Source organism: Janthinobacterium leeuwenhoeki, from assembly GCF_051380795.1.
Lineage (GTDB): Bacteria > Pseudomonadota > Gammaproteobacteria > Burkholderiales > Burkholderiaceae_D > Janthinobacterium.
The window spans coordinates 1-23,719 of record NZ_JBNYXT010000036.1 but is presented as its reverse complement, the minus strand read 5'-3'; the positions used below and the strand labels follow the sequence as shown (position 1 = coordinate 23,719).

Sequence of the window (23,719 nt, the reverse complement as noted above, 5' to 3'; positions counted from 1 at the left end):
CTTTTTAGTGTCAGTTATTGGCTCAGCAGGCTGCCGCCGCGGAAGGCGACTGCGCCAGCGACCTTGCCGACGTTCATGCCGCGCAGGACGTGGCGGTGGGCGCTGCGCGCAAAAAAGACGCCGGCGACCGTGCAGCGCAAGGTCGTCGTCTCGCCGCTGACGGGGTCGATCAGGTCGGCTATCGCGTCGCCGGCGGCCAGCACCTCGCCCATTTCGCGCAGGTAGACCAGCACGCCGTGATGCGGCGCGAGGATCGGTTCCACGCCGGCCAGCGGCGTCGGCTCGCATTGCGGTGCGGGCAGATCGTCACCGGCGCCGTCTATCTCCAGCACGCCTTCGATGGCGAGAAAACGCAGCAGGGCGGTGGCATCGCGTTCGGCCAGGGCGTAGCTCACTTCCACTTCGCCGCGCAACTCGACGGTGGTCGACAGGCAGGCGGCGGGTATCGGATAGCGTCCTTGGAAGTGCGCGTCGAGATCCCACCACAATCGGCTGCAGGCTTCGTCGAACGGCTCTTCGCCGGCCGCCAGTTCCAGCAGCACGGCGCGCGCGCCCAACAGCGCGGACAGCGGCGCGATCTGCGCCGCCAGCGGCGTGCCTGTGTAAATGTGCAGGGCCGCCTCGTTATCGCAATGCAGGTCGAGCACGATATCGGCGTCGATGGCCATGCCCAGCAAGGTTTTTTTCAGCGTTTCCGCATCCGTGGACGGCCGCCAGGCGGCAACGGCGGCGCGCGCATGCTCGCGTATCAGCGCCACGTTGGCTTGCGCATCCTGTCCCAGCTGGCCATCGAGCGTGGTTTTCAATTCATCGGCCACATGACGGTAGGCGCGGTTGAAGTTGATGCCGGTGGTCAGGTCGAAGCGGCCGAACGGCGCGCCATGGATGGCTTGCGCCAGGCCGATCGGATTGGCGGCCGGCACCAGGATGATTTCGCCATGCACCTTGCCCGCCGCTTCCAGCGCCAGCAGTTCGCGGCGCAGAAATTGCGACACCAGCATGCCCGGCACCTCGTCAGCATGCAGCGCCGCCTGGATGTAGACCTTCTTACCGCTGCGGCTGTAGGCTGCCGCGGCGCCGAAGTGAAAGCTGCTCAATTGGCAGGATACGCTGGCGTGCGCGGTGGAGATGGGATGCTGTTGTACTTGCATGGTGAATTCGCCCCAAAACGGGGCGCGGTTGATGGATTCCGGTCGATTATGTAGCAATATTTTCACGAAGTAAATCAATGAAAATCCTTTTACAAATATTTGTTGAGTTTTCTTTTTGATATGAGTAGAGTAAGTTCCAGCGACCCGTATCCGCCTTTTTATCCGCCATCCGCCATGCACAAGAACACAGGCCGCCAGTGATATGAAATCATCCGCCAGTCCTGCACGCAGCAGTCCCCACACGCCACGGGTTAGCACGCTGTCGGCGCCCGATGCCGCGTTCGCGCAATCGCCGCTGGGGCAGGCGCTGATGCACGTGCTGGCAGGCGGCTCGGCGTCGCAGCGGCAGATCGCCGATTATCTGCTGCGTAACCAGATGCGGGTGACGGCGCTGGGCATCAAGGAACTGGCCGACAGCTGCCAGGTATCGACGGCCACCATCAGCCGCTTCGCGCGCGACATCGGCCAAAAGAATTATTCGGCCATGCGCGGCGCCATGGCCGAAACCCTGCAATCGCTGTTGCAGCCAGTCGACAAATTGCGCCGCACGATAGAGCGGCGCGCGCGCACCACGTCGCCCATCACGGAAAGCCTGGAATATGCGGCCGCGAACATCGCCGCCACGTCCGATGCCCTGTCGCCGCTCGCCATGCAGGCCGTGGTGCGCCGCCTGACGCGCGCCAGGGTGGTGTATGTGATGGGTTTTGGCCTGTCGGCCAACCTGGCCGGCATGCTGGTGCAGCATCTGCAGCCGTTTTGTCCGCATGTGGTGGAAGTGGTGGGCATCGGCGGTTCGGAAGTGGCGGCCGGCCATCTGGTCAACCTGACGGCGCACGATGTCCTGGTGGTGATCTCGTTCCCCCGCTACACGCTCGATTGCATCGGCCTGGCCGGCTTTGCGCGCGATCGCGGCGCCTGCATCGTGGCGCTCACCGACTCCCCCGCGTCCCCCCTGGCCGAACTGGCCGATCACGCGCTGTATGCGCAAAGCACGCATCCTGTCCTGCCCAGCAGCGCCAGCACGGCGCTGGCCATGATCGAGGCGCTGGCCGTGGCGCTGATGGTGTCGAACAAGAAGAACGTTGAAAAAGCGGCCCGCCTGAGCGAAGTCATCGCCGCCTACCTGTACGGCGGCGAGCATGGCGTGCAGGGGCCGCGGAAAACAGCTGCAAAGCAACGCAAGGCAGTGCCGCAGTCACTATAAAAATCAGGGTTAACACCATCGGGGAGAGTTTGCATGCAAGCAGAAAAACAAGACGGCAGTTGCGTACGGCCACGCGAGTCGGCGCTGGCGCATGCTATGCGCCTGGCACTGGGGGCCTTGGGTGTGTCGGCGGCGCTGGGCATGCTGGCCAGCGGCGCGCATGCGCAGGAGCAGGAGCAAGATGGCGAGCCTGCACCGAAAAAAATGCAGCGTGTGGAGATCACGGGATCAGCCATCAAGCGGCTGGAATCGGAGACGGCGCTGCCGGTGCAGATCATCACGCGCGCCGAGATCGAAAAGGCGGGCGTGACGACGGCGGCCGAGCTGATGGCGCGCGTGTCGGCCAACGTGGGCGGCCTGACCGATGGCGCCAGCATCAATATCGGCGGCGACCAGCGCGGCTTCAACAGCGCCAACCTGCGCGGTGTGGGTACGTCGTCGACCCTGGTGCTGCTGAATGGCCGGCGCATGGCGAACTTTGCCTCGCCCGGCGACGATGCGGGCGTGGACTTGAATAACATTCCCGCCGCCGCCCTGCAGCGCGTGGAAGTACTGCTCGACGGTGCTTCGGCCCTGTACGGCACGGACGCCATCGGTGGCGTCATCAATTTTATTACGCGCAAGGATTACCAGGGCGTGGAGCTGAACGTCTACGGCAGCGGCACGCAGGAAGGCGGCGCGGGCAAGCGCACGGCCAGCATCACGGCCGGCACGGGTGACCTGGGGATGGATGGCTACAATATCTTCGCCGTGGTCGACCTGCAAAAAACCGACCGCTTGAGTTCCTCTCAACGAAAATTCATTCCGAAGCTGCAGGTTCCGCAGCGCCTGGGGCACTTGCTGTCGAGTTTTACCAGCCCGGCGAATATCCGCCTGTCGGGGGAGCAGCGCGACTATTTGCAGGAGAATGGCTTCCTGCTCAATGGCCAGCCAATTACCAACCGCCAGATCAATCCGTCGATCCCGAACTGTGCGCCGCCGGCCAACCTGTATCTGCCGGCGGGAACGGGCGGCGTCGATGCCTGTACCTACGATTACATGGGCGACACGGAGCTGTATCCGAAGACGGACAAGCAGAACTTGCTCACGCGCGGCGTACTGAAACTGAATAACGACCACCAGCTGTACGCGGAAGTGGCGCTGAGCCGTTCGCGCAGCTATTACGTGGGCTCGTCGGCGCGGGTGATCGGCTATCTCGATTACAGCAAGGTGCCGCAGCTGGCCAATACCGGCCTCGATAGCATCGTCGACGAAGACGGCAATCCGACTGCGCGCGAACTGGAGCTGCGCATGCGCCTGAACGAGGCGGGCATGCGCACCAGCCAGTTGACCAGCGAGAGCCAGCGCTTCGTGGTGGGCGCCAGCGGCACGCTCGCCGGCTGGGATTACGACATGGGCTTCAATCACAGCGTCAACGTCGTGAGGGACCGCGACACGCATGGTTATGTCCTGTACGACAAGCTGTTGGAAGGCATCGCCTCCGGCGACATCAATCCGTTTGGCCCATCGAGTGCGAAGGGCAAGGCGCTGCTCGACAGCATCCAGGTCAATGACGAAGTACGGCATGCGCGCGGCACCATGGATGCGCTGGACTTCAAGGCATCGCGCGCGCTGATGGCGCTCGGTGGCGGCGACATGGCGCTGGCCGTGGGCGGCGAAGTGCGCCGTGAACGCACGGAGTTCCGGCCATCGGCATTGCTGATGAGCGATAACATCAACAACGATGCTGCCCCCGAGGGCGGCGTGGCCACCAGCGACAGCCGCAATGTGCAGGCCATCTACAGCGAACTGCTGCTGCCATTTACCAAGCAGTGGCAGGCGCAGTTGTCCGGCCGCTATGACCACTACCAGCAGGTGGGCGGCGCGCTCAGTCCGAAGCTCGGGCTGACCTATATGCCCAGCAAGCAGGTGCTGCTACGCGCGTCGGCCGGCAAGGGCTTCCGCGCGCCGTCGATGTCCGACCTGCACCGGCCCACTGCCTACAGCAGCACGGCGACCTTGCCCGATCCCGTGTATTGCGCGAGCGAGAACAATGACTATTCCGTCTGCGCCGACAACTGGGATACGCGCCGCTACAGCAACGACAAGCTGACACCGGAACGCAGCCGCCAGTTCACGGCCGGCCTGGTGCTCGAACCGAGCCAGCACTGGACCTTCAGTGCCGACTACTGGAACATCAAGCGCACGGACCTGATCAGCGAAATCGGCGACGACATCATCCTGGGCAACCTGGCCAAATATGGCGACCTGGTACACCGCGACGAAGACGGCTTGATCGACTACATCGAGCTGCGCAAGGAAAACCGCGGCGCGCAAAAGGCTGCGGGCATCGACATCACGGCCGATCTGCATGGCGTGCAAACGGCGTGGGGACGTTTTGGCGGCCATTTGAGCGGCACCTATGTGCTCGATTCGAAAATCCAGACCAGCCCCGGCGACGTCTTTATCAGCAACTTGAATAAATTCGTCACGGACGGCGTGGTGCAGCGCTGGCGCCATACGATCACCCTCGACTGGGACAATGGGCCGTATTCGGCCAGCCTGTCGAATACCTATTCGAGCGGCTACGATGACCAGAATTCGGCCATCAACATCGACGATGGCAGCGTCGTCAAACCGAACCGGGTGAAGGCGTATACGCTGTGGGACATGTCGGGCGCGTACGCCGTCAGCAAGCAGTTCAAGCTGCGCGCGGGCATACAGAACCTGTTCAATACCAGCCCGCCATTCTCGAACCAGGCGTACTTTTTTCTTTCCGGCTATGACCCGACCTACACGGATCCGCGCGGCCGGCGCTTCTATGCCAGCGCCAATTACAGCTTCAAGTAAGCAGTTTTACATAGAAGCGTGGAGATAGCGCAACAACGCTGTCATATGCAGCAAGTAGTATCGTTGTTCGATGTAGTTGGGTTGCAAGCAGCAGTTTTGGCAGCAAGGGCGCGCGCCTGTAGCAACAAGTGTGCGCCACTTTCCTTGTATTCGAGAGGCACCATGAAATCATCCGCAAGCCTGTATCACACCTTCCGCGCCGCGCTGCTGTTCGCGCTGGCATTGTGCAGCTTCCATGCCGTGGCGGCGCCTGGCGCCAGCGCCATCGGCAGCGCGCCGCAGGGTACCCTCGTCATCATCGGCGGTGGCCTGCGGGCCGACAATGCCGAAGTCTGGCAGCGCATCGTCAAGTTGTCGGGCGGGCCAGGCGCGCGCATCGCCGTGCTGGCCTCGGCCGCCATGAACCCGGAAAAATCGGGTGAAAGCATCATCAGGAAGCTGAATCAATATGGCGCCGACGCCTTTTTCGTGCCGCTGGCCGTCAAACTGGCCAATCGCGATTACCGCAAGGCAGCCGAAGACCCGGCCATCGTCACGCAGATCAAGTCGGCCAGCGGCATTTATTTTGCCGGCGGCGACCAGGGACGCATCACGCAAGCCTTGCTGCGCCCGGACGGCAGCCGCACGGCCGCGCTGGAAGCCATCTGGTCGGTCTACCGCAATGGCGGCGTGATCGCCGGTTCCAGCGCCGGCGCGGCCATCATGAGCACCACCATGTTTTACGACGCCAAGCCCGTGCTCGACATGCTCAAGATGGGCGTGACGGACGGGCGCGAGATCGCGCCGGGCCTGGGCTTCATCGGCAGCGACGTTTTTGTGGATCAGCATCTGCTGGTGCGCGGGCGCTTTGCGCGCATGATTCCCGTGATGCTGAAAAAAGGCTATCACCTGGGACTGGGCATCGATGAAAACAGCGCCATGGTGGTCGACGCCATGCGCGACGTGGAAGTCATTGGCTATAGCGGCGCCCTGCTGATCGACCTGTCGGGCGCCATCAGCGACCGCGGCGTGAAAAATTTCAATATCAGCAACGCTGCCATCAGCTACCTGGATCGGGGCGACAAATTCAACCTCGTCACGCGCGTGTTTACGCCGTCGCCGGACAAGGCCGACAACAAGCTCGATCCGAACCAGCCCGACATGCGCGAGCCCGTGTTTACCAACGATATTCTCGGCAATAACGCGGTGCTCGACCTGATGGGCAACCTGATCGACAACGCGCAGCAGGAAGCCATCGGCATCGCCTTCGGCAACCCGCGCGATCCGTATCCGGACCTGGGCTTCGAGTTCCGCTTCAGCAAAACGGTCAACAGCGTCGGCTACAGCTCGACCGAGGCGGAAGCGTATTCGGTGCTGAAGCTGCGGCTCGACATCCGCCCCATCCAGCTGCGCCAGCCCCTGTACCGCTACAAGTAAGCGCCGCGCTACCGCCGCCAGCGCGGCCACGCGGCGATCGTCAGTGCCCTGAGCAGCCATTCGACAGGGCCATACGCGTGGCCGCGCAACCACCAGCGGCTCAGTGGCAGCTGCATGCAAAAGAGGATGAGCGCCAGCGCCAGGGCACCGAGCGGCGAGACGCTGCCCATCAAGCGCGCGCCATACGCGAGGAACAGCCAGGCGCAGATGGCCGACTGCAGCAGGTAGTTCGACAAGGCCATGCGGCCCGTGTCGGCCAGCAGGGAAAACAGCGTGCCGTCGCACAGGCGCTCGAACAGGGCCAACGCCAATGCCACATAAGCGCCCGCCAGCAGCGGCGCGCTTGCCAGGCCCACGGCCAGTCCCGCCACCTGCCATGCCTGGCTGTCCCCATACACGGACGTCCACGCATAGATGGCGGCGCCGGGCAGCCCCACCAGCGCGCCGGCCCACAGCAGGCGGCGCCGCAGCGGCAGATAAGCGCTTGCGTGCAGCAGCATTTCGCGCTTGCCGGCGGCCAGGCCGCACAGGAACATGGCCAGCGCGCAGGGCGCCTGCACCAGCAGCAGGACGATCCAGATTTCACTCAGTTCGCGCAGATGCTGATTGACGACGGCCGCTGGCGTGGCGCGATAGGCGGCCAGCGCGCTTGCCGCCTTTTGCGCCATCGCCACGGCGTTGTCCGCAGCGTCGCCCGCCGGCTGCAGGCTTTGCAGCCAGGCCATGCCTGCCCAGAATGCCACGCAGACGGTGACGAGAATCAAGGCCAGGGATAGTGCCTGGCGTTCGCCGCAGCGGTGCAGCGCCAGCAGCACGATGCCCAGCACGGCGTAGGTGGTGAGTATGTCGCCATGGAACAGAAACACGGCATGCAGGGCGCCGATCAGCCACAGGCCCGCTTGCCGGCGCAGCATGCGCGGCACGAACGGCGCGTCGGCGCGTGCCGCCGCCTGCATCTGCAAGGTGAAGCTGTAGCCGAACAGGAAGGAAAACAGCAGGTAGAACTTGGTCTCGAACAGCAGGGCGACGAGGAAGTGCGTGGCGCGGTCCACGCCGCCGTGAAAGGCCGGATCGGTCAAGCCCAGGCCAAACCAGGGCGTGGCGAAGGCGCCGATATTGACGACCAAAATGCCGAACAGGGCGCAGCCGCGCAGGGCGTCGACGTCGGCGATGCGCGTCGATGGCGTGCTTGGTGAGCCGCTCATGGCGCCGCTCATGACAGGGCAGGGCGCAGGAAGCGCGCCAATAACAGGTGCAGGCTGGCCCGCTGCGCCAGCGGCGCGTAATGGGGATCGACGGCGACCCGGTTGAAGATGCCGTCGATCAGCGCGGCGATCCAGCTGGCCGTTTGCGCGGCGTCCAGCGCGGCGTCGATCTTACCCTGTTCGGCCGCCTCTTTCAGCAAGGCTTGGATGCCGCCGCGCAGGCTGGCGTCATTGCGCGCCACCCTGGCCGCGATATCCGTGTCGCGCATCGCCTCTGCGGAAATTTCCAGCGCCAGTGCCGCAAAATCCCCGTCGGCCGCCAGCGCCAGCACCAGGCCCATGAAATCGAGCAGGGCGCCATACGCATCGGCGCTGCCTTGCGCGCCGGCGAAATAGGCGGCCGTCTCGCCGCCTTCCTGGTCGACGATGGCGGCGATGATGGCTTGCTTGTTGGGGAAATAATGAAACAGGTTGCCGGGACTCATGCCCGCCTGCGCGCAGATGGCGGCGGTGCTGGTCTGGTGAAAGCCCTTGCGCGCAAAGCAGCTGCGCGCCGCGGCGAGTATGGTGTCGCGGCGGGCTGCGTGTTTGTCGGGGTCGATCGTGCGCATACATTCCTATTAATTAATTGATTAGTCAGTCTAATATAAATCAGGCTGCTTGCAGGGTCAAGCGTGCCGGCTGAAAGCGGGTGCTTTGCATGCTTGCTTCCTGTCGCTACAATGTGCCGCAGCGGTTTTTCCCGGGCCTGCCGCCAGGTCCGCCGATTGTTTGGAAAACCGTTCCCTTCACCTGTTTTTCTACCGTTTTAGGAATGACATGCAGCAGACTTCGATTCGATCCTTCCTCTGCGCGCTGGCGCTGGCCGCCGGCATCGTCCCTGCCGCGCAGGCGGCGTACGCGCCGCTGCCGGCCACCATGCGCCTCGATTATCAGCACAGCGGCAATGCGCTGGGCGAGCATTATGCGGTCGAGCGCGTGCTGGTCGAGCCCTTGCCATGGCCGGGCAACCTGGCGCGCCCCATCGACGATAGCAACCGTGGCAACAACCTGCTGGAAGTGGTCGATATCAAGTCGGGCAAGGTGCTGTACTCGCGCGGCTTTTCCACCATCTTCGGCGAGTGGGCCAGCACCGATGAAGCGAAAACCACCACGCGCGCCTTCCAGGAGTCCGTGCGCTTCCCTCAGCCCGAGCACCCCGTGCGCGTGCGCATCCTCAAGCGCGACGAGCGCGGCCTGTTTTCCATTGCGTGGAGTACCGATATCGACCCGGCCGCGCAGGACGTGATCCGCAAGCAGCCGCCGGCGCCCGTCAAGCCTATCCCGATCCGCATCAGTGGTCCCTCGTCAGGGAAGGTTGACCTGCTGATCATGGGCGATGGCTATACGGCCGCCGAAATGGGCAAGTTCGAAGCGACGGCGCGCAAGTTGGCCGAGCACCTGTTTACCGTCTCGCCATTTCGCGAACGGGCCAATGACTTCAACGTGTGGGCCATGGCTGCGCCGACCCAGGAGTCGGGCGTGTCGCGTCCCTCGACGGGCGTGCATCACGCCTCGCCGCTGGGCACCCGCTACGACATCTTCGGCAGCGAGCGCTATGTGCTGACGACGGACAACCGCGCCCTGCGCGACCTGGCGCAATATGCGCCGTATGAATTCATCGAAATCCTCGTCAACAACGATACCTACGGCGGCGGCGGCATCTTCGGCCAGTTCAGCACGGCGGCGGCGAACAACGACTGGGCCAATTACCTGTTCGTGCATGAATTCGGCCACCATTTCGCCGGCTTGGCCGACGAGTACTACACCTCGCCCGTGGCCTATCAATCCAACGGTGAACGCCAGGAGCCGTGGGAGCCGAACGCCACGGCGCTGCGCGATCCGGCCAAACTGAAATGGAAGAACCACGTCAAGGCGGGTACGCCGCTGCCGACGCCATGGCCGAAGGAAGCGTATGACAGCCACGCGCGCGAGTACCAGAAGCAGCGTGCGGCCCTGCGTGCGCAAAACCGCCCGGAAAGCGAGATGAGTGACTTGTTCAAGGCCGACCTGGCGTACACGCAGCAACTGTTCTCGAAGGCGCCGCAGCGCCATGCGGTGGGCGCCTTCGAGGGCGCCAACTATGAGTCGTCCGGCTACTACCGGCCGGAGATGCAATGCATCATGTTCGACCGCAGCGAGACGTTCTGCTCCGTTTGCCAGGATGGCATCAGCACCATCATCGACCTGTATTCGCGTCCTGCCGCGGCGCCGGCAAAATAAGACCGTTCATCTCTGTCCTGTCATGCATGGTGGGCCATGCTGCAATGCAATAGCATGGCCCCCTTTCTGCCTCTCCCCACCGTTTTTCTGTCGCCCCTGCCTAGCATAACTTGCTTTTAAGGCAATGCCAATTATCGCTGGCGCACTCCCTTTTCTTCCCGCCAGCCCAGCGATGTTATTAAATAGGCACGTCCGCACGCTTGCCTGAAAAATATTTCATTTAGATAATATTGAGGTAGAATTTGATTTACATCAATGCTGCATTGCCGCAATCGCAGGTATAGTTGACCTAGCTCAAAAGCGTTATGCATGCGGACCGGACTCATCGCGAATCACGTATCTAAATGCTGTAGAGTAATTTTCGCCCCGTACCAGTTCCCCGAAAATGCACTGGTGCGTGCCCCGAATTTCAGTGACGGAAGCCGATACATGAAGATGCAGCCCCCCGCGCCTGACGCGTGCAGTACCTTACACCCGCACACTCCCATCGCCTTGCCGTATGCGCGCGCCGGCGGCGTCACCCTGGCCATGTGCGCCGCCGCCATGCAGGCCGGCGCGGCGCGATGCGTGCAGGCGGCCACGCCGTGGCCCGCCCTGCGTCCGGTCCAGGCATGACGGCCGATTTGCGCCAGCACTTGCCTTTGCAGGGCAAGCGGGGCCTGGTGGTGGGCATCGCCAACACGCAAAGTATCGCCTGGGGCTGTGCCAGCGCACTGCGCGCGGCCGGTGCCGAACTGGCCATGACCTGGCTCAATGACAAGGCCCGTCCACACGTGGAGCCGCTGGCGCAGCAACTGCCGGCAGCCATCATGGCGCCGCTCGACGTGGCCGTGCCGGGCCAGCTCGAAGCGCTGTTCGCGCAGATCGAACGGCAATGGGGGCGGCTCGACTTCCTCGTCCATTCCATCGCCTACGCACCGAAGCAGGACTTGCATGGCCGCGTGACGGACAGTTCGGCCGGCGGCTTCGCGCAGGCGATGGATATCTCTTGCCACTCCTTCATGCGCATGGCGAAGCTGGCCGAACCGCTGATGCCGGATGGTGGCAGCCTGATGACCATGAGCTACCTGGGCGCGGAGGAAGTCATCGCCGACTATGGCCTGATGGGCCCCGTGAAGGCGGCGCTGGAAGCGTCGGTGCGCTACCTGGCGGCCGAACTGGGCCCGCAAGGCATCCGCGTCAATGCCATCTCGCCGGGGCCCCTGGAGACGCGGGCCGCTTCCGGCATTGCCCATTTCGACAGCCTGATGGCCGACGCCATCGAACGTTCGCCCATGCGGCGCCTGGCCACCATCGAGGACGTGGGCGCGCTGTGCGCCTTTCTCGCCGGCGACGGCGCGCGCGCCATCACGGGCGGCACCTTGTATGTCGATGGCGGCTACAACATTCTGAATTGACTGGAAGAAGATGATCATGGCTGTTTCCGTTTTGCCCTCCTGCGCCCGAATAGCGGCGCTGGCCGCCGGCCTGCTGCTGGCCGGCTGCGCCTCGATGGCGCCGCCGTATGCGCCACCGCCGTTGCCCGTGGCGGCGCAGTATCCGGAAACCGATCCGGCCGGTGCACACGCCCCCGACGTCGCCTGGCAAGTCTACTTTGCCGACCCGCACCTGCAGGCGCTGATTGCGCAGGCGCTGGCCAGCAACCGCGATATCCGCATCGCCGCCCTGCGCGTGGAAGAGGCGCGCGCCGCGTATGGCATCCAGCGTGCCGAACAATTTCCCACCATTGCGCTGGGCGCCTCCGGCAGCCGCGCGCGCGTGCCCGGTGACCTGAGCGTGACGGGCCGCCCCATGACGAGCGCGCAGTACCAGGCGGGCTTGAACGTGAGCGCCTGGGAACTCGATTTCTGGGGCCGCGTGCGCAGCCTGAAGGATAGCGCCCTGCAAACCCTGCTGGCCAGCGACGAGGCGCGCCGCGCCGTCGGCGTGGCCCTGGTGGCACAGGTGGCCAATGGCTACCTGGGCTTGCGCGAACTCGATGAACGGGTGGCGCTGGCGCGCGCCACGGTCGACAGCCGCGCCGAATCGCTGCGTATCTTCACGCGCCGCTTCGAGGTGGGTTCGATTTCCAAGCTGGACCTGACGCAGGTGGAAACATTGCTCAGCCAGGCCTTGTCGCTGTCGGCCCAGCTGGAACAGGCGCGCGCCGTGCAGGCGCACGCGCTGGCCCAACTGGTGGGCGGCCCCGTCGACCTGACGCCGGTGGCTGGTGAGGTGCGCCGCTTCGACGACGCCAGCGTGCTGCAGCCGCTGCATGCGGGCCTGCCTTCGGCTTTGCTCACGCAGCGTCCCGACTTGATCGCGGCCGAACATCAGTTGCGCGCCGCGCAAGCCAATATCGGCGCCGCGCGCGCCGCCTTCTTCCCGACCATTTCGCTGACGGCCGCCTACGGCACGGCCAGCGCGGAATTGAGCGGCCTGTTCGACACGGGCAGCGGCGCCTGGAATCTCGCGCCGCGCCTGGTGCTGCCTATCTTTGACGCAGGCCGCCTGCGCGCCAATATGGACCTGGCCGAGGTACGCCGCGACGTGGCCGTGGCCAACTATGAAAAGAGCGTGCAGGGCGCGTTTCGCGAAGTGGCCGACGCGCTGTCGAACCGGCGCTGGCTGGCGCTGCAGGTCGACATCGGCAAGACGACCCTGGCCGCGCAGAGCGAACGGGCACGCCTGGCCAAGCTGCGCTACGACAATGGCGCCGCGCCCTACCTGGAAGTGCTCGATGCGCAGCGCGACCTGCTGACGGTGGAGCAGCAACTGGTGCAGACGCGCCGCGCGCTGCTATCGAGCCAGGTCAGCCTGTATGCGGCGCTGGGCGGCGGCGTACTCGCCAACACCTCCGCCAGCTCCGCCGCCGCTTCCACCCACTAATTTGATCGCCCCGATACCATGAATGCTCAACTGAAGAAAAAACTCATCCCCGCGGCGCTGGTCGTGGCCGTTCTCGTGCTGGGCTATGTGGCCTGGCAAAAAATGCGTCCCACGGGACCTGGCGAAGGTTTTGTCAGCGGCAATGGCCGCATCGAAGCGACGGAGATCGATGTCGCCACCAAACTGGCGGGAAGGGTCAAGGAGATCCTCGTGCGCGAGGGCGACTTCGTCAAGGCAGGCCAGCCGCTGGCCAGCATGCAGGTCGATTCCCTGACGGCCCAGCGCGACGAGGCGCGCGCGCGCCAGCAGCAGGCGTCCGACGCCGTGGTCGGCGCGCAGGCGCAGGTGGCCGTGCGCGAGAGCGACAAGGCGGCCGCACTGGCCATGGTGGCGCAGCGCGAAAGCGAACTCGATGCGGCCAAACGCCGCCTGGCCCGCTCGGAAACCCTGTCGAAAGAGGGCGCTTCCTCGGTGCAGGAACTCGACGACGACCGCGCCCGTGCCCGCAGCGTGGCCGCCGCCCTGAATGCGGCCAAGGCGCAGGTGACGGCGGCGCAGGCGGCCATCGACGCGGCCAAGGCGCAGGTGGTCGGCTCGCGTTCCGCCGTCGTCGCCGCTGAGGCGACCACGGCGCGCATCGACGCCGACCTGGCCGATGGCCAGTTGACGGCGCCGCGCGATGGCCGCGTGCAATACCTGGTGGCGCAGCAGGGCGAAGTGCTGGCGGGCGGCGGCAAGGTGCTCAACCTGGTCGATCTGTCGGACGTCTACATGACCTTTTTCCTGCCCGAGACGGCGGCCGGCAAGGTGGCGATGGGCGGCGAAGTGCGCATCATCCTCGACGCGGCGCCCAACTACGTGATTCCGGCAACGATCTCGTTTGTCGCCGCCAGCGCGCAGTTCACGCCGAAGACGGTGGAAACGGCCAGTGAGCGTCAGAAGCTGATGTTTCGCGTGAAAGCGCAGATCAGCCGCGAGCTGCTGCAAAAGCACCTGGCGCTGGTGAAAGTGGGCTTGCCCGGCGTCGCCTGGGTGCGTCTCGATGCAAAGCAGGCATGGCCCGCTGAACTGATGGCGAAGGTCCCGCAGTGACCATGGATGCGAACAATTTCGTCGTCAGCATCCGGGGCGTCAGCCAGCATTACGGCAAGACGGTGGCGCTAGCCGCCATCGACCTCGACGTGCCGGCCGGCCGCATGGTGGGCCTGATCGGGCCCGATGGCGTGGGCAAATCGAGCTTGCTGTCGCTGGTGGCCGGCGCGCGCGCGGTACAGGAAGGCAGCGTCATGGCGCTGGGCGGCGACATGCGCGATGCGCGCCACCGCGACGACGTCTGCCCCCGTATCGCCTACATGCCGCAAGGCCTGGGTAAGAATCTGTATCCGACCCTGTCGGTCGAGGAAAACCTGCAGTTTTTCGCGCGCCTGTTCGGCCACGACGCGGCCGAACGCCGGCGCCGCATCGACCAGCTGACCCGCAGCACGGGTCTGCACCCCTTCCTGGCGCGCCCGGCGGGCAAGCTGTCGGGCGGCATGAAGCAGAAGCTGGGCCTGTGCTGCGCGCTGATCCACGATCCCGACCTGCTCATTCTCGATGAGCCGACGACCGGCGTCGATCCGCTGGCGCGCGCCCAGTTCTGGGAGCTGATCGCCGGCATCCGCGTGCAGCGTCCGCAAATGAGCGTGATGGTGGCCACCGCCTACATGGACGAAGCGCAGCGCTTCGATTGGCTGGTCGCCATGGATGACGGCAAGGTGCTCGATACGGGCACGCCGGCCGAACTGCTGGCGCGCACGGATAGCAGTAACCTGGAAGCGGCCTTCATCAAGCTGCTGCCCGAAGCCAAGCGCGCGGGTCACCAGCCTGTGATGATCACGCCGCTGGACGCTGCCAGCGCGCAGGACGTCGCCATCGAGGCACAAGACCTGACCATGCGCTTCGGTGATTTCACGGCCGTCGACCATGTGAATTTCCGCATCGGCCGCGGCGAGATCTTCGGCTTCCTGGGCTCTAACGGCTGCGGCAAGTCGACCACCATGAAGATGCTCACGGGCCTGCTGCCGGCCACGGAAGGCAAGGCCTGGCTGTTCGGCAAGGAAGTCGATTCCAACGATATCGACACGCGCCGCAGGGTCGGCTACATGTCGCAGGCGTTTTCCCTGTACAGCGAATTGACGGTGCGCCAGAATCTGGTGCTGCACGCGCGCCTGTTCCACGTGCCCGACAGCGAGATCGGCGCCCGTATCGACGAAATGGCGCAGCGCTTCGACTTGCGCGCCGTGATGGACGACTTGCCCGACAGCCTGCCGCTGGGCATACGCCAGCGCCTGTCCCTGGCCGTGGCCATGGTGCACAAGCCGGAAATGCTGATCCTCGACGAGCCGACGTCCGGCGTCGACCCCATCGCGCGCGACAATTTCTGGCGCCTGATGATCGAGCTGGCGCGGCGCGACCGCGTCACCATTTTCATTTCCACCCACTTCATGAACGAGGCCGAGCGCTGCGACCGCATCTCGCTGATGCATGCCGGTAAAGTGCTGGTCAGCGATGCGCCAGCAGAACTGGTACGCAAGAAGGGCGCGCCATCGCTGGAAGCGGCCTTCATCGCCTACCTGGAAGAGGCAGGTGGCGGCACGGCAGCGGAGACAAGGCAGGAAACGCCGGCGCCGACGCCAGAAGCGGCAGTGCAGGCGCCAGAGCAGAAGCTGAAGCAGCGCAGCCGCTTCAGTCTTGGGCGCATGCTCAGCTACATGTGGCGCGAAACCCTGGAATTGCGGCGCGATCCCGTACGCCTTACGCTGGCGCTGGGGGGCTCCGTGCTGCTGTTGTTCGTCATCGGCTTCGGCATCAGCCTTGACGTCGAAGACCTCAGTTACGCGGTGCTCGATCACGACCAGACGACCCTGAGCCAGAATTACACGAACAACCTGGCCGGCTCGCGCTACTTTGTCGAGCACCCGCCGCTGCGCGACTATGCCGATATCGACCAGCGCATGCGCAGTGGAGAACTGTCGCTGGCCATCGAGATTCCGCCCGGCTTCGCGCGCGACGTGCAGCGCGGCGCGCCTGCGCAGGTGGGCGCGTGGATCGACGGCGCCATGCCGATGCGCGCCGAAACCGTGCAAGGCTACGTGCAGGGCATGCATCAACTGTGGCTGGCCGACCAGGCCTTGCACCGCTATGGCATAAAGATGAATAATCCCGTCGCCATCCAGACGCGCTACCGCTACAACCCCGACGTGAAAAGCTTGCCGGCCATGGTGCCGGCCGTGATTCCCCTGTTGTTGCTGATGCTGCCGGCCATGCTGGCGGCGCTGTCCGTGGTGCGCGAAAAGGAACTGGGCTCCATCATCAACCTGTACGTGACGCCCGTCACGCGCCTGGAATTCTTGCTCGGCAAGCAAGTGCCGTACGTCGTGCTGGCCATGTTCAACTTCGCCCTCATGGCGCTGCTGGCAGTCACCGCCTTCGGCGTGCCGATCAAGGGCAGTCTGCCGACCCTGATCGGCGCAACCCTCATCTTCAATATCTGCGCCACCGGCATCGGCCTGTTCGCCTCGACGTTTACGCGCAGCCAGATCGCGGGCCTGTTCGTGACCATGATAGGCACCATGATCCCGGCCATCCAGTTTTCCGGCCTGCTCAATCCCGTCTCCTCGATGGAAGGCGTGGGCAAGGCGATCGGCTTGATGTACCCGGCCACGCACATGCTCAATATCAGCCGGGGCGTGTTCAACAAGGCGCTGGGCTTTGGCGACCTGCACGCCTCGTTCTGGCCCCTGCTCGTCGCCATTCCCGTGATCCTCGGCGTGACGGTGGCGCTGCTGAAAAAACAGGAGTCGTAAGTGTATGCGCCACCTTGAAAATATCTACCGCCTGGGCGTGAAGGAAATCTGGAGCCTGATCCGCGACCCGATGATGCTGATCCTGATCCTCTACACCTTCACTTTAGCCATCTACGTGGCCGCCACGGCCAAGCCGGAAACCCTGCACATGGCGTCGATCGCCATCGTCGACGAGGATGGCTCACCGCTGTCCGGGCGCATCGCCTCGGCCTTCTTTCCGCCGCAATTCACGCCGCCGGCCATGATCAACCAGAGCCAGGTCGATGCGGGCCTGGACGCGGGCCAGTACACCTTCGTGCTGACGATACCGCCCAAGCTGCAGGCCGACGTGCTGGGCGGGCGCCAGGCGGAATTGCAGCTGAACGTGGATGCCACGCGCATGAGCCAGGCCTTCAGCGGCAGCGGCTACATCCAGCAGATCGTCGCCGGCGAAGTGGCCGAATTCGCCAGGCGCTATCGCGGCGCGACGGTCTCGCCGGTCGAGCTGGTGATGCGCGCGCGCTTCAATCCTTCGCTGAGCCAGGCCTGGTTTGGCTCGCTGATGGAGCTCATCAACCAGGTGACGATGCTGTCGATCATCCTCACGGGCGCGGCCCTGATACGCGAGCGCGAACACGGCACCATCGAGCATTTGCTGGTGATGCCCGTGACGCCGGCCGAGATCATGCTGGGCAAGGTCTGGTCGATGGGCCTGGTGGTGCTGCTGGCCGCCGCCCTGTCGTTGAACCTGGTGGTGCGCGGCATGCTGCACGTGCCCATCGAAGGCTCGATCGCGCTGTTCCTGTGCGGCGCGGCCCTGCACCTGTTTGCCACCACCTCGATGGGCATTTTCCTCGCTACCGTGGCGCGCAGCATGCCGCAGTTCGGCATGCTGCTGATCCTCGTGCTGCTGCCGCTGCAGATGCTCTCGGGCGGCAGCACGCCGCGCGAAAGCATGCCCGAGCTGGTGCAGAACATCATGCTGATCGCGCCGACCACGCATTTCGTCGAATTGAGCCAGGCGATCCTGTACCGGGGGGCCGGCATCGACGTGGTGTGGAAACCGTTCCTGGCCCTGCTGGCCATCGGCACGGCCCTGTTTACCTTCGCTCTGGCGCGCTTTCGCAAGACCATCAGCCAGATGGCATAGCCCCCGCGCCGGAATGGTCCGGCGTTTTTTGCATGAAAAGGATAGCCATGAAGATCGAAGCTGCACCATTTTTTTCCACCGGCGGCTTGCCGTCGCTGGGCGTGCTGGGCGACTATGCGCGCGACTCGTGGCAGCGCATCGTGCTGTACGCGGACGTGATGCGCCGGCGCGGCAACCAGTACCAGGAGCACATGGCCGAGGAAGTGCCGAACGTGCTGGACTTCCCCGCCGAACTGGTGCTGTCCGGCCTGGATCTGGCGCGTCCCGTCAACTACGGCCTGGCGCGCATCTTGACGCCCGATGCGCCCGAACCTGATCCATCGAAGCGCCCCTTCGTCGTCGTCGATCCGCGCGCCGGCCATGGTCCCGGCATCGGCGGCTTCAAGGCCGAGAGCGAGATCGGCGTGGCCCTGCGCGCCGGCCATCCGTGCTACTTCATCGGCTTCCTGCCCGATCCCGTGCCGGGACAGACAGTGGAAGACGTGATGCATGCCGAGGCGGTCTTCCTGGAAAAAGTCATCGCCCTGCATCCGCTCAGCGAGGGCAAGCCCGTCGTCATCGGCAATTGCCAGGCGGGTTGGCAAATCCTCATGACGGCCGCCATGCGCCCGGAGCTGTTCGGCCCCATCATCGTGGCCGGCGCGCCCGTGTCGTACTGGGCCGGCTGGCATGGCCGCAATCCGATGCGCTATGCGGGTGGCCTGATGGGCGGCAGCTGGGCCACGGCGCTTGCGGGCGACCTGGGCAACGGCCGCTTCGACGGCGCCAGCCTGGTGCAGAATTTCGAGAAGTTGAACCCGGCCAACACCCTGTGGAGCAAGCAGTACAACCTGTACGCGCACATCGATACGGAAGCGCCACGCTACCTGGAATTTGAAAAATACTGGGGTGGCCACGTCTTCCTCAACGACGTCGAGATGCAGTACATCGTCGACAATCTGTTCATCGGCAACCGCCTGGCCACGGCGGAATTGATTACCTCCGACGGCGTGCGCCTGGACTTGCGCAATATCCGTTCGCCCATCGTCGTGTTTTGCTCGAATGGCGACAACATCACGCCGCCGCCGCAGGCCCTGGGCTGGATCACGGACCTGTACCGCGACGATAACGATGTTCTGCTGCACGACCAGACCATCGTGTATGCCGTGCATGACAGTATCGGCCACCTGGGCATCTTCGTGTCGGCCAAGGTGGGACACAAGGAACATCAGAAATTCGCCAGCAATATCGACCTTATCAACCTGCTGCCAGCCGGCATCTACGAAGCGCGGATCGTCGACAAGACGCCCGATACGCCGAACGCCGACCTGGCCAGCGGCGACTATGTGCTGCAGGTCGAGCACCGCGGCATCGAGGATGTGCGCGCCATCGTGCAGCCGAGCGTGGAAAACGACCGCAAGTTCGCCGCCGCCGCGCGCGTCTCCGAAGTGAACCTGGCCTTGTACCGCACCTTCGCGCAGCCGTGGGTGCGCGCCCTGGTCACGCCGCAGTCGGCGCGCTTCCTGCAGCTCGCGCATCCGCTGCGCGTGTCGTACGAGCGCTGGACGGACCACAATCCGCTGGCCAGGCTGGTGGCCAAGGAGGCGGAAAAAGTGCGCACCCAGCGCCAGCCGGTATCGCCCGACAATCCGTTGCTGGCCATGCAGGAGGCCATCTCCGGCGCCGTCATGGCCGGCTTGAACAGCTGGCGCGATTGGCGCGATACGCTGCAGGAAACCACCTTCGACCTGGTGTACGGCTCGCCCCTGGTGCAGGCGCTGACGGGACAAGCCATCGGCGATACGACGCCGCCGCGCCCCCATCCCGGTATCTCGCCCGAGCATTGCGAGTACGTGCGCTGCGAAACGCGCAAGATGGACGAGGACATGCAGCGCGGTGGCCTGGTGGAAGCGGCCGTGCGCGCGCTGTTCTATATCTACCGCTTCCGCATGATTGCAGACGAGCGTAGGGTCAACCTGGCCCTCAAACTGATCAAGCCGCAGTACCGGCAGGATATTAATATGGAGGAATTCCGCGGTATCGTGCGCCAGCAGGCGCGTTTGATGCTGCATGATTTCGATGCGGCCATCGCCGCCTTGCCGGTCTTGCTGTCGCGCGCTGCCCCGGACGATATCGGCGCACTGGCCGAATGGCTGCAGCAAGTGCTGCAAGTGCCTGAGGCGCCGACGCCGGACGAGGAAGCGAGCCTGCAGCAGATGCTGGAAGTCTTCGACCGCGCGGTCAAGGCGCAGCCGTCGGTTGTACGCGTATCCCATACCGGGCCGAAAGCCAAACCAGTCAAACACATTACCTCTGCCTAGAAGACCACGATGACTACTACCCAAGACGATGATTTGAATATCGTACGTAACCGCACCTTCGACCAGATCGCCATCGGCGACAGCGCCAGCATCACGCGCACCCTGAGCATGGACGATATCGCCCTGTTCGCGGTGATGTCGGGCGATGACAACCCGCAGCACCTCGATACCGAATTTGCCGCCGCCACCCGCTACGAGGGCGTCATCGCCCACGGCATGTGGGGCGCGGCCCTCATTTCCGCCGTACTGGGCACCCGCCTGCCCGGCGCCGGCACGGTTTACACGGGCCAGACCCTGCGCTTCCTGCAGCCCGTGCGCGTGGGCGATACGCTGGCCATCAGCGTCACCGTCACGGCGCTCGAGCCGCGCAGCCGCCACGTGACCCTGGCCTGCCGCTGCGTCAACCAGCATGGCGCCGTGGTGCTCGATGGCGAAGCGCAGGTGATCGCGCCCGCCGAGCAGATCGAACGCAAGCGCGCCACCCTGCCCGAAGTACGCCTGCATAACGGCGACGGCACGCGGCGCCTGCTGGAACACGCGCGCACGCTGGGCCCGATCCGGGTGGCCGTGATCCACCCTTGTGATGAATTGAGCTTGGCGGGCGCGCTGGACGCGCATGCGGCCGGCCTGATCACGCCCGTGCTGGTGGCGCCGCGCGCGCGTCTCGAAGCGGTGGCGCTGGATGCGGGCCTGAGCCTGGAAGGCATCGCCATCGAAGACGTCGAGCATAGCCATGCGGCCGCCGCGCGCGGCGCAGAACTGGCGGGCAAGGGCGAGGTCGAGGCGCTGATGAAGGGCAGCCTGCACACGGATGAACTGATGTCGGCCGTGCTCTCGGCCAGCGCCGGCCTGCGCACCAAGCGCCGCATCAGCCACTGCTTCCTGATGCAGACGCCTGCCTATCCGCGCCCCTTCATCATCACCGACGCGGCCATCAATATCGCGCCGAACCTGGCCATGAAGGCCGATATCGTGCGCAACGCCATCGACCTGGCGCACGTGATCGGCGTGGCCATGCCGCGCGTGGCCATCCTGGCCGCCGTGGAAACGGTGAATGCGGACATGCCGGCCACGCTGGACGCGGCCGCCCTGTGCAAGATGGCCGACCGTGGGCAAATCACCGGGGCGATCCTCGATGGCCCGCTGGCCTTCGATAACGCCGTGTCGATCGCCGCCGCCACCGTCAAGGGCATCGTTTCCGAGGTGGCGGGCCGCGCCGATATCTTGCTGGTGCCCGACCTGGAAAGCGGCAATATGCTGGCCAAGCAGCTCGAATACATGGGCGACGCGGACAGCGCCGGCATCGTGCTGGGCGCGAAGGTTCCCGTCATCCTCACCAGCCGCGCCGACTCGCGCGCCAGCCGCATTGCCTCGTGCGCCATCGCCGTGATGCTGGCCAACCATTACCGGAGCACGCCGCCATGAACGCACCAATCCAAGATGCCGCCGATGGCGCCCTGATTCTGGTGCTCAATTGCGGCTCTTCGAGCATCAAGTTCGCCCTGTTCGAGCAAGCGGACGGCGTGCTGCCGCAGCAGGCGCAATGGAGCGGCAAGGTCGAAGGCATCGGCCGCGAAAACGCCACTTACCGTGCCGGCGGCCTGCCGGCAGTCGCCTTGCAGCTCGATGCAGAGCAGCCGCACCACGCGGCCCTCGAAACCATCCGCGCACAAGTCGTGGCGCAGCTGGCCGGGCGTCCGCTGCGCGCCGTGGCGCACCGCGTGGTGCATGGTGGCAGCAAGTATTTCGCCCCCGTGCGCATCGATGCCAGGGTGCTGGCCGACCTGAAAAGTTTTGTGCCGCTGGCGCCCCTGCACCAGCCGTTCGCGCTGGAGGCGATCGAGGTGCTGCTGGAATCGCGCCCCGACATCGCCCAGGTGGCGTGCTTCGACACAGCCTTCCACCACACGGTGCCGCAGGTCGAGCAGATGCTGGCCCTGCCTTACGATGCGTGGGAGCGGGGTTTGCGCCGCTATGGCTTCCATGGCCTGTCGTATGAATACCAGTCGCTGGTGCTGGAGCAGCGTTATGGTGCCGTCGCGCGCGGCAAGGTCATCGTGGCCCACCTGGGTAGCGGCGCTAGCCTGTGCGCCATGGAGAATTTGCACAGCGTGGCCACCACCATGGGCTTTTCCGCGCTCGATGGCCTGATGATGGGCACGCGCTGCGGTTCCCTCGATCCGGGCGCCGTCATCTATCTGATGGAGATCGAAAAACTGTCACTGGAAAAGGTAGCGCATGTGCTGTACCACGAATCGGGCTTGCTGGGCGTGTCGGGCGTGTCGGCCGATCCGCCGGTCTTGCTGGCGCAGCAGGACCGGCAGGATGCCACGGGCGAGCGCATCCGCGCCGCGCTGGCTTTGTATATTCGCCGCATCGTGCGCGAAATCGGCGCCCTGACGGCCGTGCTGGGTGGACTGGACATGCTGGTGTTTACGGCCGGTATCGGTGAGCACAGCGCCGAACTGCGCCAGCGCATCTGCGCCGAGCTGGGTTTTATTGGCCCCGTGCTCGATGCGGAGGCCAATGCGCGCAACGCCAGCCGCATTTCCAGCGATGCCAGCCGCATCGTGGTGGGCGTGGAGCCGGCCAATGAAGAGTGGGTGGCGGCCCGCCACGCGGCCCTGGCCGTGAGTGCATGAGGATTTGACAGCGCCATCGTACTCAACGGGAAATTTGCCGAATTGCACATATTTTCCGTTGAGTGCGCTAACGCACTGTGTGGTTTGCCAGTTCTCTTTACTATGAAGTCATGCCATTGCGCTACATCAAGAAACAGCGCGATGCCTGGCAAATTTTGAACATTTTGCCCGCCTTTAGTAAGAATAAAATTAAACCATATTGAAAGGTCTCATCATGAACAAATTACTCGCCGCCCTGATCGCTACCCTGTTTGCCACCGCTGCCATCGCGCAAACGTCGCCAGTTACCCCAGCCGTTGCCAGCGCTCAGGCGTCTGCGCAGCATGACATCAACAAGGCTGCCAACAAGGAAGCCAAAGTCGATGCCAAGGCTGACGCCAATGTCGCCAAGGCTGAAATGAAGGCCGACGAAAAGAAAGCCGACGCCCAGCACAAGGCGAACAAAACCAAGGCCAAGGCCCACGACAAAGTAGTCGATGCCGATCCGGAAGACAAGATGAAGGCGCAAGCCAAGGCTGACAAGGCTGCCGCCAAGGCCGATGCGAAAGCGGGCAAAACCTCCGTGAAAGCGGATGCCAAGGTCGCCAAGGAAAAAGTGGAAGCGAACGCCGATAAAGCCATCGCCGCCACCAAGACGGAAGAAGCCAAGGCTAAGGCCGACGCTGAAGTCAAGGCCGCCGCCGCCAAGTAATTCCCTGTTTGCGGGCCACGGCCTGCAAGCACCAAAGACAGCTTCGGCTGTCTTTTTTTTCGGTGCGCCCGGCAGGGCGCACTCACTGGGAGGTGCAAGTCCTCTACTCGCCCGACAAGGGGAAGAGTTAGCTGAACGGCAAGGGTGCCGCGGGCGACTGCGGATCTGGAGGAAGCC

At 64.5% G+C, this 23,719-nt stretch carries 17 protein-coding genes; 14 read left to right on the top strand and 3 right to left on the bottom strand.

The window, feature by feature from the left end; all coding sequences use genetic code 11:
* Positions 1-14 precede the first annotated feature (14 nt).
* The gene (locus tag ACQ4WS_RS21530) at positions 15-1,151 is read right to left on the bottom strand and encodes a succinylglutamate desuccinylase/aspartoacylase family protein (protein WP_436479058.1); all 1,137 of its coding nucleotides are present in this window, start codon (positions 1,149-1,151) and stop codon (positions 15-17) included.
* A 202-nt stretch (positions 1,152-1,353) separates the two neighbouring features.
* On the opposite strand from ACQ4WS_RS21530, the gene ACQ4WS_RS21525 reads away from it, so the two are divergent.
* From ACQ4WS_RS21525 to ACQ4WS_RS21515, 3 genes are all read left to right on the top strand, one after another.
* The gene (locus ACQ4WS_RS21525; RefSeq protein WP_436479057.1) at positions 1,354-2,355 is read left to right on the top strand and encodes a MurR/RpiR family transcriptional regulator; all 1,002 of its coding nucleotides are present in this window, start codon (positions 1,354-1,356) and stop codon (positions 2,353-2,355) included.
* 33 nt (positions 2,356-2,388) lie between these two features.
* Positions 2,389-5,184 carry a TonB-dependent receptor gene (locus ACQ4WS_RS21520; RefSeq protein WP_436479056.1) on the top strand — a complete coding sequence of 932 codons (2,796 nt, stop codon included), beginning with the start codon at positions 2,389-2,391 and terminating at the stop codon, positions 5,182-5,184.
* Positions 5,185-5,346: 162 nt separating this feature from the next.
* Positions 5,347-6,600 (top strand): cyanophycinase, encoded by a 1,254-nt coding sequence (locus tag ACQ4WS_RS21515; protein ID WP_436479055.1) that lies wholly within the window; start codon positions 5,347-5,349, stop codon positions 6,598-6,600.
* Positions 6,601-6,608: 8 nt separating this feature from the next.
* Here ACQ4WS_RS21515 and ACQ4WS_RS21510 read toward each other — a convergent pair whose 3' ends face one another.
* Together ACQ4WS_RS21510 and ACQ4WS_RS21505 are read right to left on the bottom strand one after the other, a co-directional pair.
* Positions 6,609-7,805 carry a DUF418 domain-containing protein gene (locus ACQ4WS_RS21510; protein ID WP_436479054.1) on the bottom strand — a complete coding sequence of 399 codons (1,197 nt, stop codon included), beginning with the start codon at positions 7,803-7,805 and terminating at the stop codon, positions 6,609-6,611.
* An 8-nt stretch (positions 7,806-7,813) separates the two neighbouring features.
* Positions 7,814-8,416, bottom strand: a complete 603-nt coding sequence (locus ACQ4WS_RS21505; protein ID WP_436479053.1) for a TetR/AcrR family transcriptional regulator — start codon at positions 8,414-8,416, stop codon at positions 7,814-7,816.
* A 208-nt stretch (positions 8,417-8,624) separates the two neighbouring features.
* Between ACQ4WS_RS21505 and ACQ4WS_RS21500 the strand changes: the two genes are divergently transcribed.
* The 11 genes from ACQ4WS_RS21500 to ACQ4WS_RS21450 all read left to right on the top strand — a co-directional run bounded on the left by ACQ4WS_RS21500 (position 8,625) and on the right by ACQ4WS_RS21450 (position 23,542).
* Positions 8,625-10,067, top strand: coding sequence for an IgA Peptidase M64 (locus tag ACQ4WS_RS21500; protein ID WP_436479052.1), 1,443 nt, complete (start codon positions 8,625-8,627; stop codon positions 10,065-10,067).
* 429 nt (positions 10,068-10,496) lie between these two features.
* The gene (locus ACQ4WS_RS21495) at positions 10,497-10,682 is read left to right on the top strand and encodes a hypothetical protein (protein ID WP_436479051.1); all 186 of its coding nucleotides are present in this window, start codon (positions 10,497-10,499) and stop codon (positions 10,680-10,682) included.
* Positions 10,679-11,464, top strand: coding sequence for an enoyl-ACP reductase FabI (gene fabI, locus ACQ4WS_RS21490; RefSeq protein WP_436479050.1), 786 nt, complete (start codon positions 10,679-10,681; stop codon positions 11,462-11,464). The genes ACQ4WS_RS21495 and fabI overlap by 4 nt, the downstream gene beginning before the upstream one ends.
* Before the next feature lie 10 nt (positions 11,465-11,474).
* Positions 11,475-12,935, top strand: a complete 1,461-nt coding sequence (locus ACQ4WS_RS21485) for an efflux transporter outer membrane subunit (protein ID WP_436479049.1) — start codon at positions 11,475-11,477, stop codon at positions 12,933-12,935.
* Positions 12,936-12,953: 18 nt separating this feature from the next.
* Complete coding sequence (locus ACQ4WS_RS21480; RefSeq protein ID WP_436479048.1) at positions 12,954-14,027, top strand: HlyD family secretion protein; 1,074 nt, start codon at positions 12,954-12,956, stop codon at positions 14,025-14,027.
* Between the two features lie 2 nt (positions 14,028-14,029).
* Positions 14,030-16,780, top strand: a complete 2,751-nt coding sequence (gene rbbA / locus ACQ4WS_RS21475; protein ID WP_436479047.1) for a ribosome-associated ATPase/putative transporter RbbA — start codon at positions 14,030-14,032, stop codon at positions 16,778-16,780.
* A gap of 4 nt (positions 16,781-16,784) precedes the next feature.
* On the top strand, positions 16,785-17,909 hold the full coding sequence (locus ACQ4WS_RS21470; protein ID WP_436479046.1) for an ABC transporter permease: 1,125 nt from the start codon (positions 16,785-16,787) through the stop codon (positions 17,907-17,909).
* 47 nt (positions 17,910-17,956) lie between these two features.
* Positions 17,957-20,209: a DUF3141 domain-containing protein gene (locus ACQ4WS_RS21465; RefSeq protein ID WP_436479045.1), complete on the top strand. Its 2,253-nt coding sequence runs from the start codon at positions 17,957-17,959 to the stop codon at positions 20,207-20,209.
* Positions 20,210-20,218: 9 nt separating this feature from the next.
* Complete coding sequence (locus ACQ4WS_RS21460; protein ID WP_436479044.1) at positions 20,219-21,634, top strand: bifunctional enoyl-CoA hydratase/phosphate acetyltransferase; 1,416 nt, start codon at positions 20,219-20,221, stop codon at positions 21,632-21,634.
* Complete coding sequence (locus tag ACQ4WS_RS21455; protein WP_436479043.1) at positions 21,631-22,851, top strand: acetate/propionate family kinase; 1,221 nt, start codon at positions 21,631-21,633, stop codon at positions 22,849-22,851. Before ACQ4WS_RS21460 ends, ACQ4WS_RS21455 begins: the two co-directional genes overlap by 4 nt.
* A 214-nt stretch (positions 22,852-23,065) precedes the next feature.
* A complete protein-coding gene (locus ACQ4WS_RS21450) occupies positions 23,066-23,542 on the top strand; it encodes a hypothetical protein (protein WP_070281593.1) in 477 nt (158 codons plus the stop codon).
* Positions 23,543-23,719: the final 177 nt, after the last annotated feature.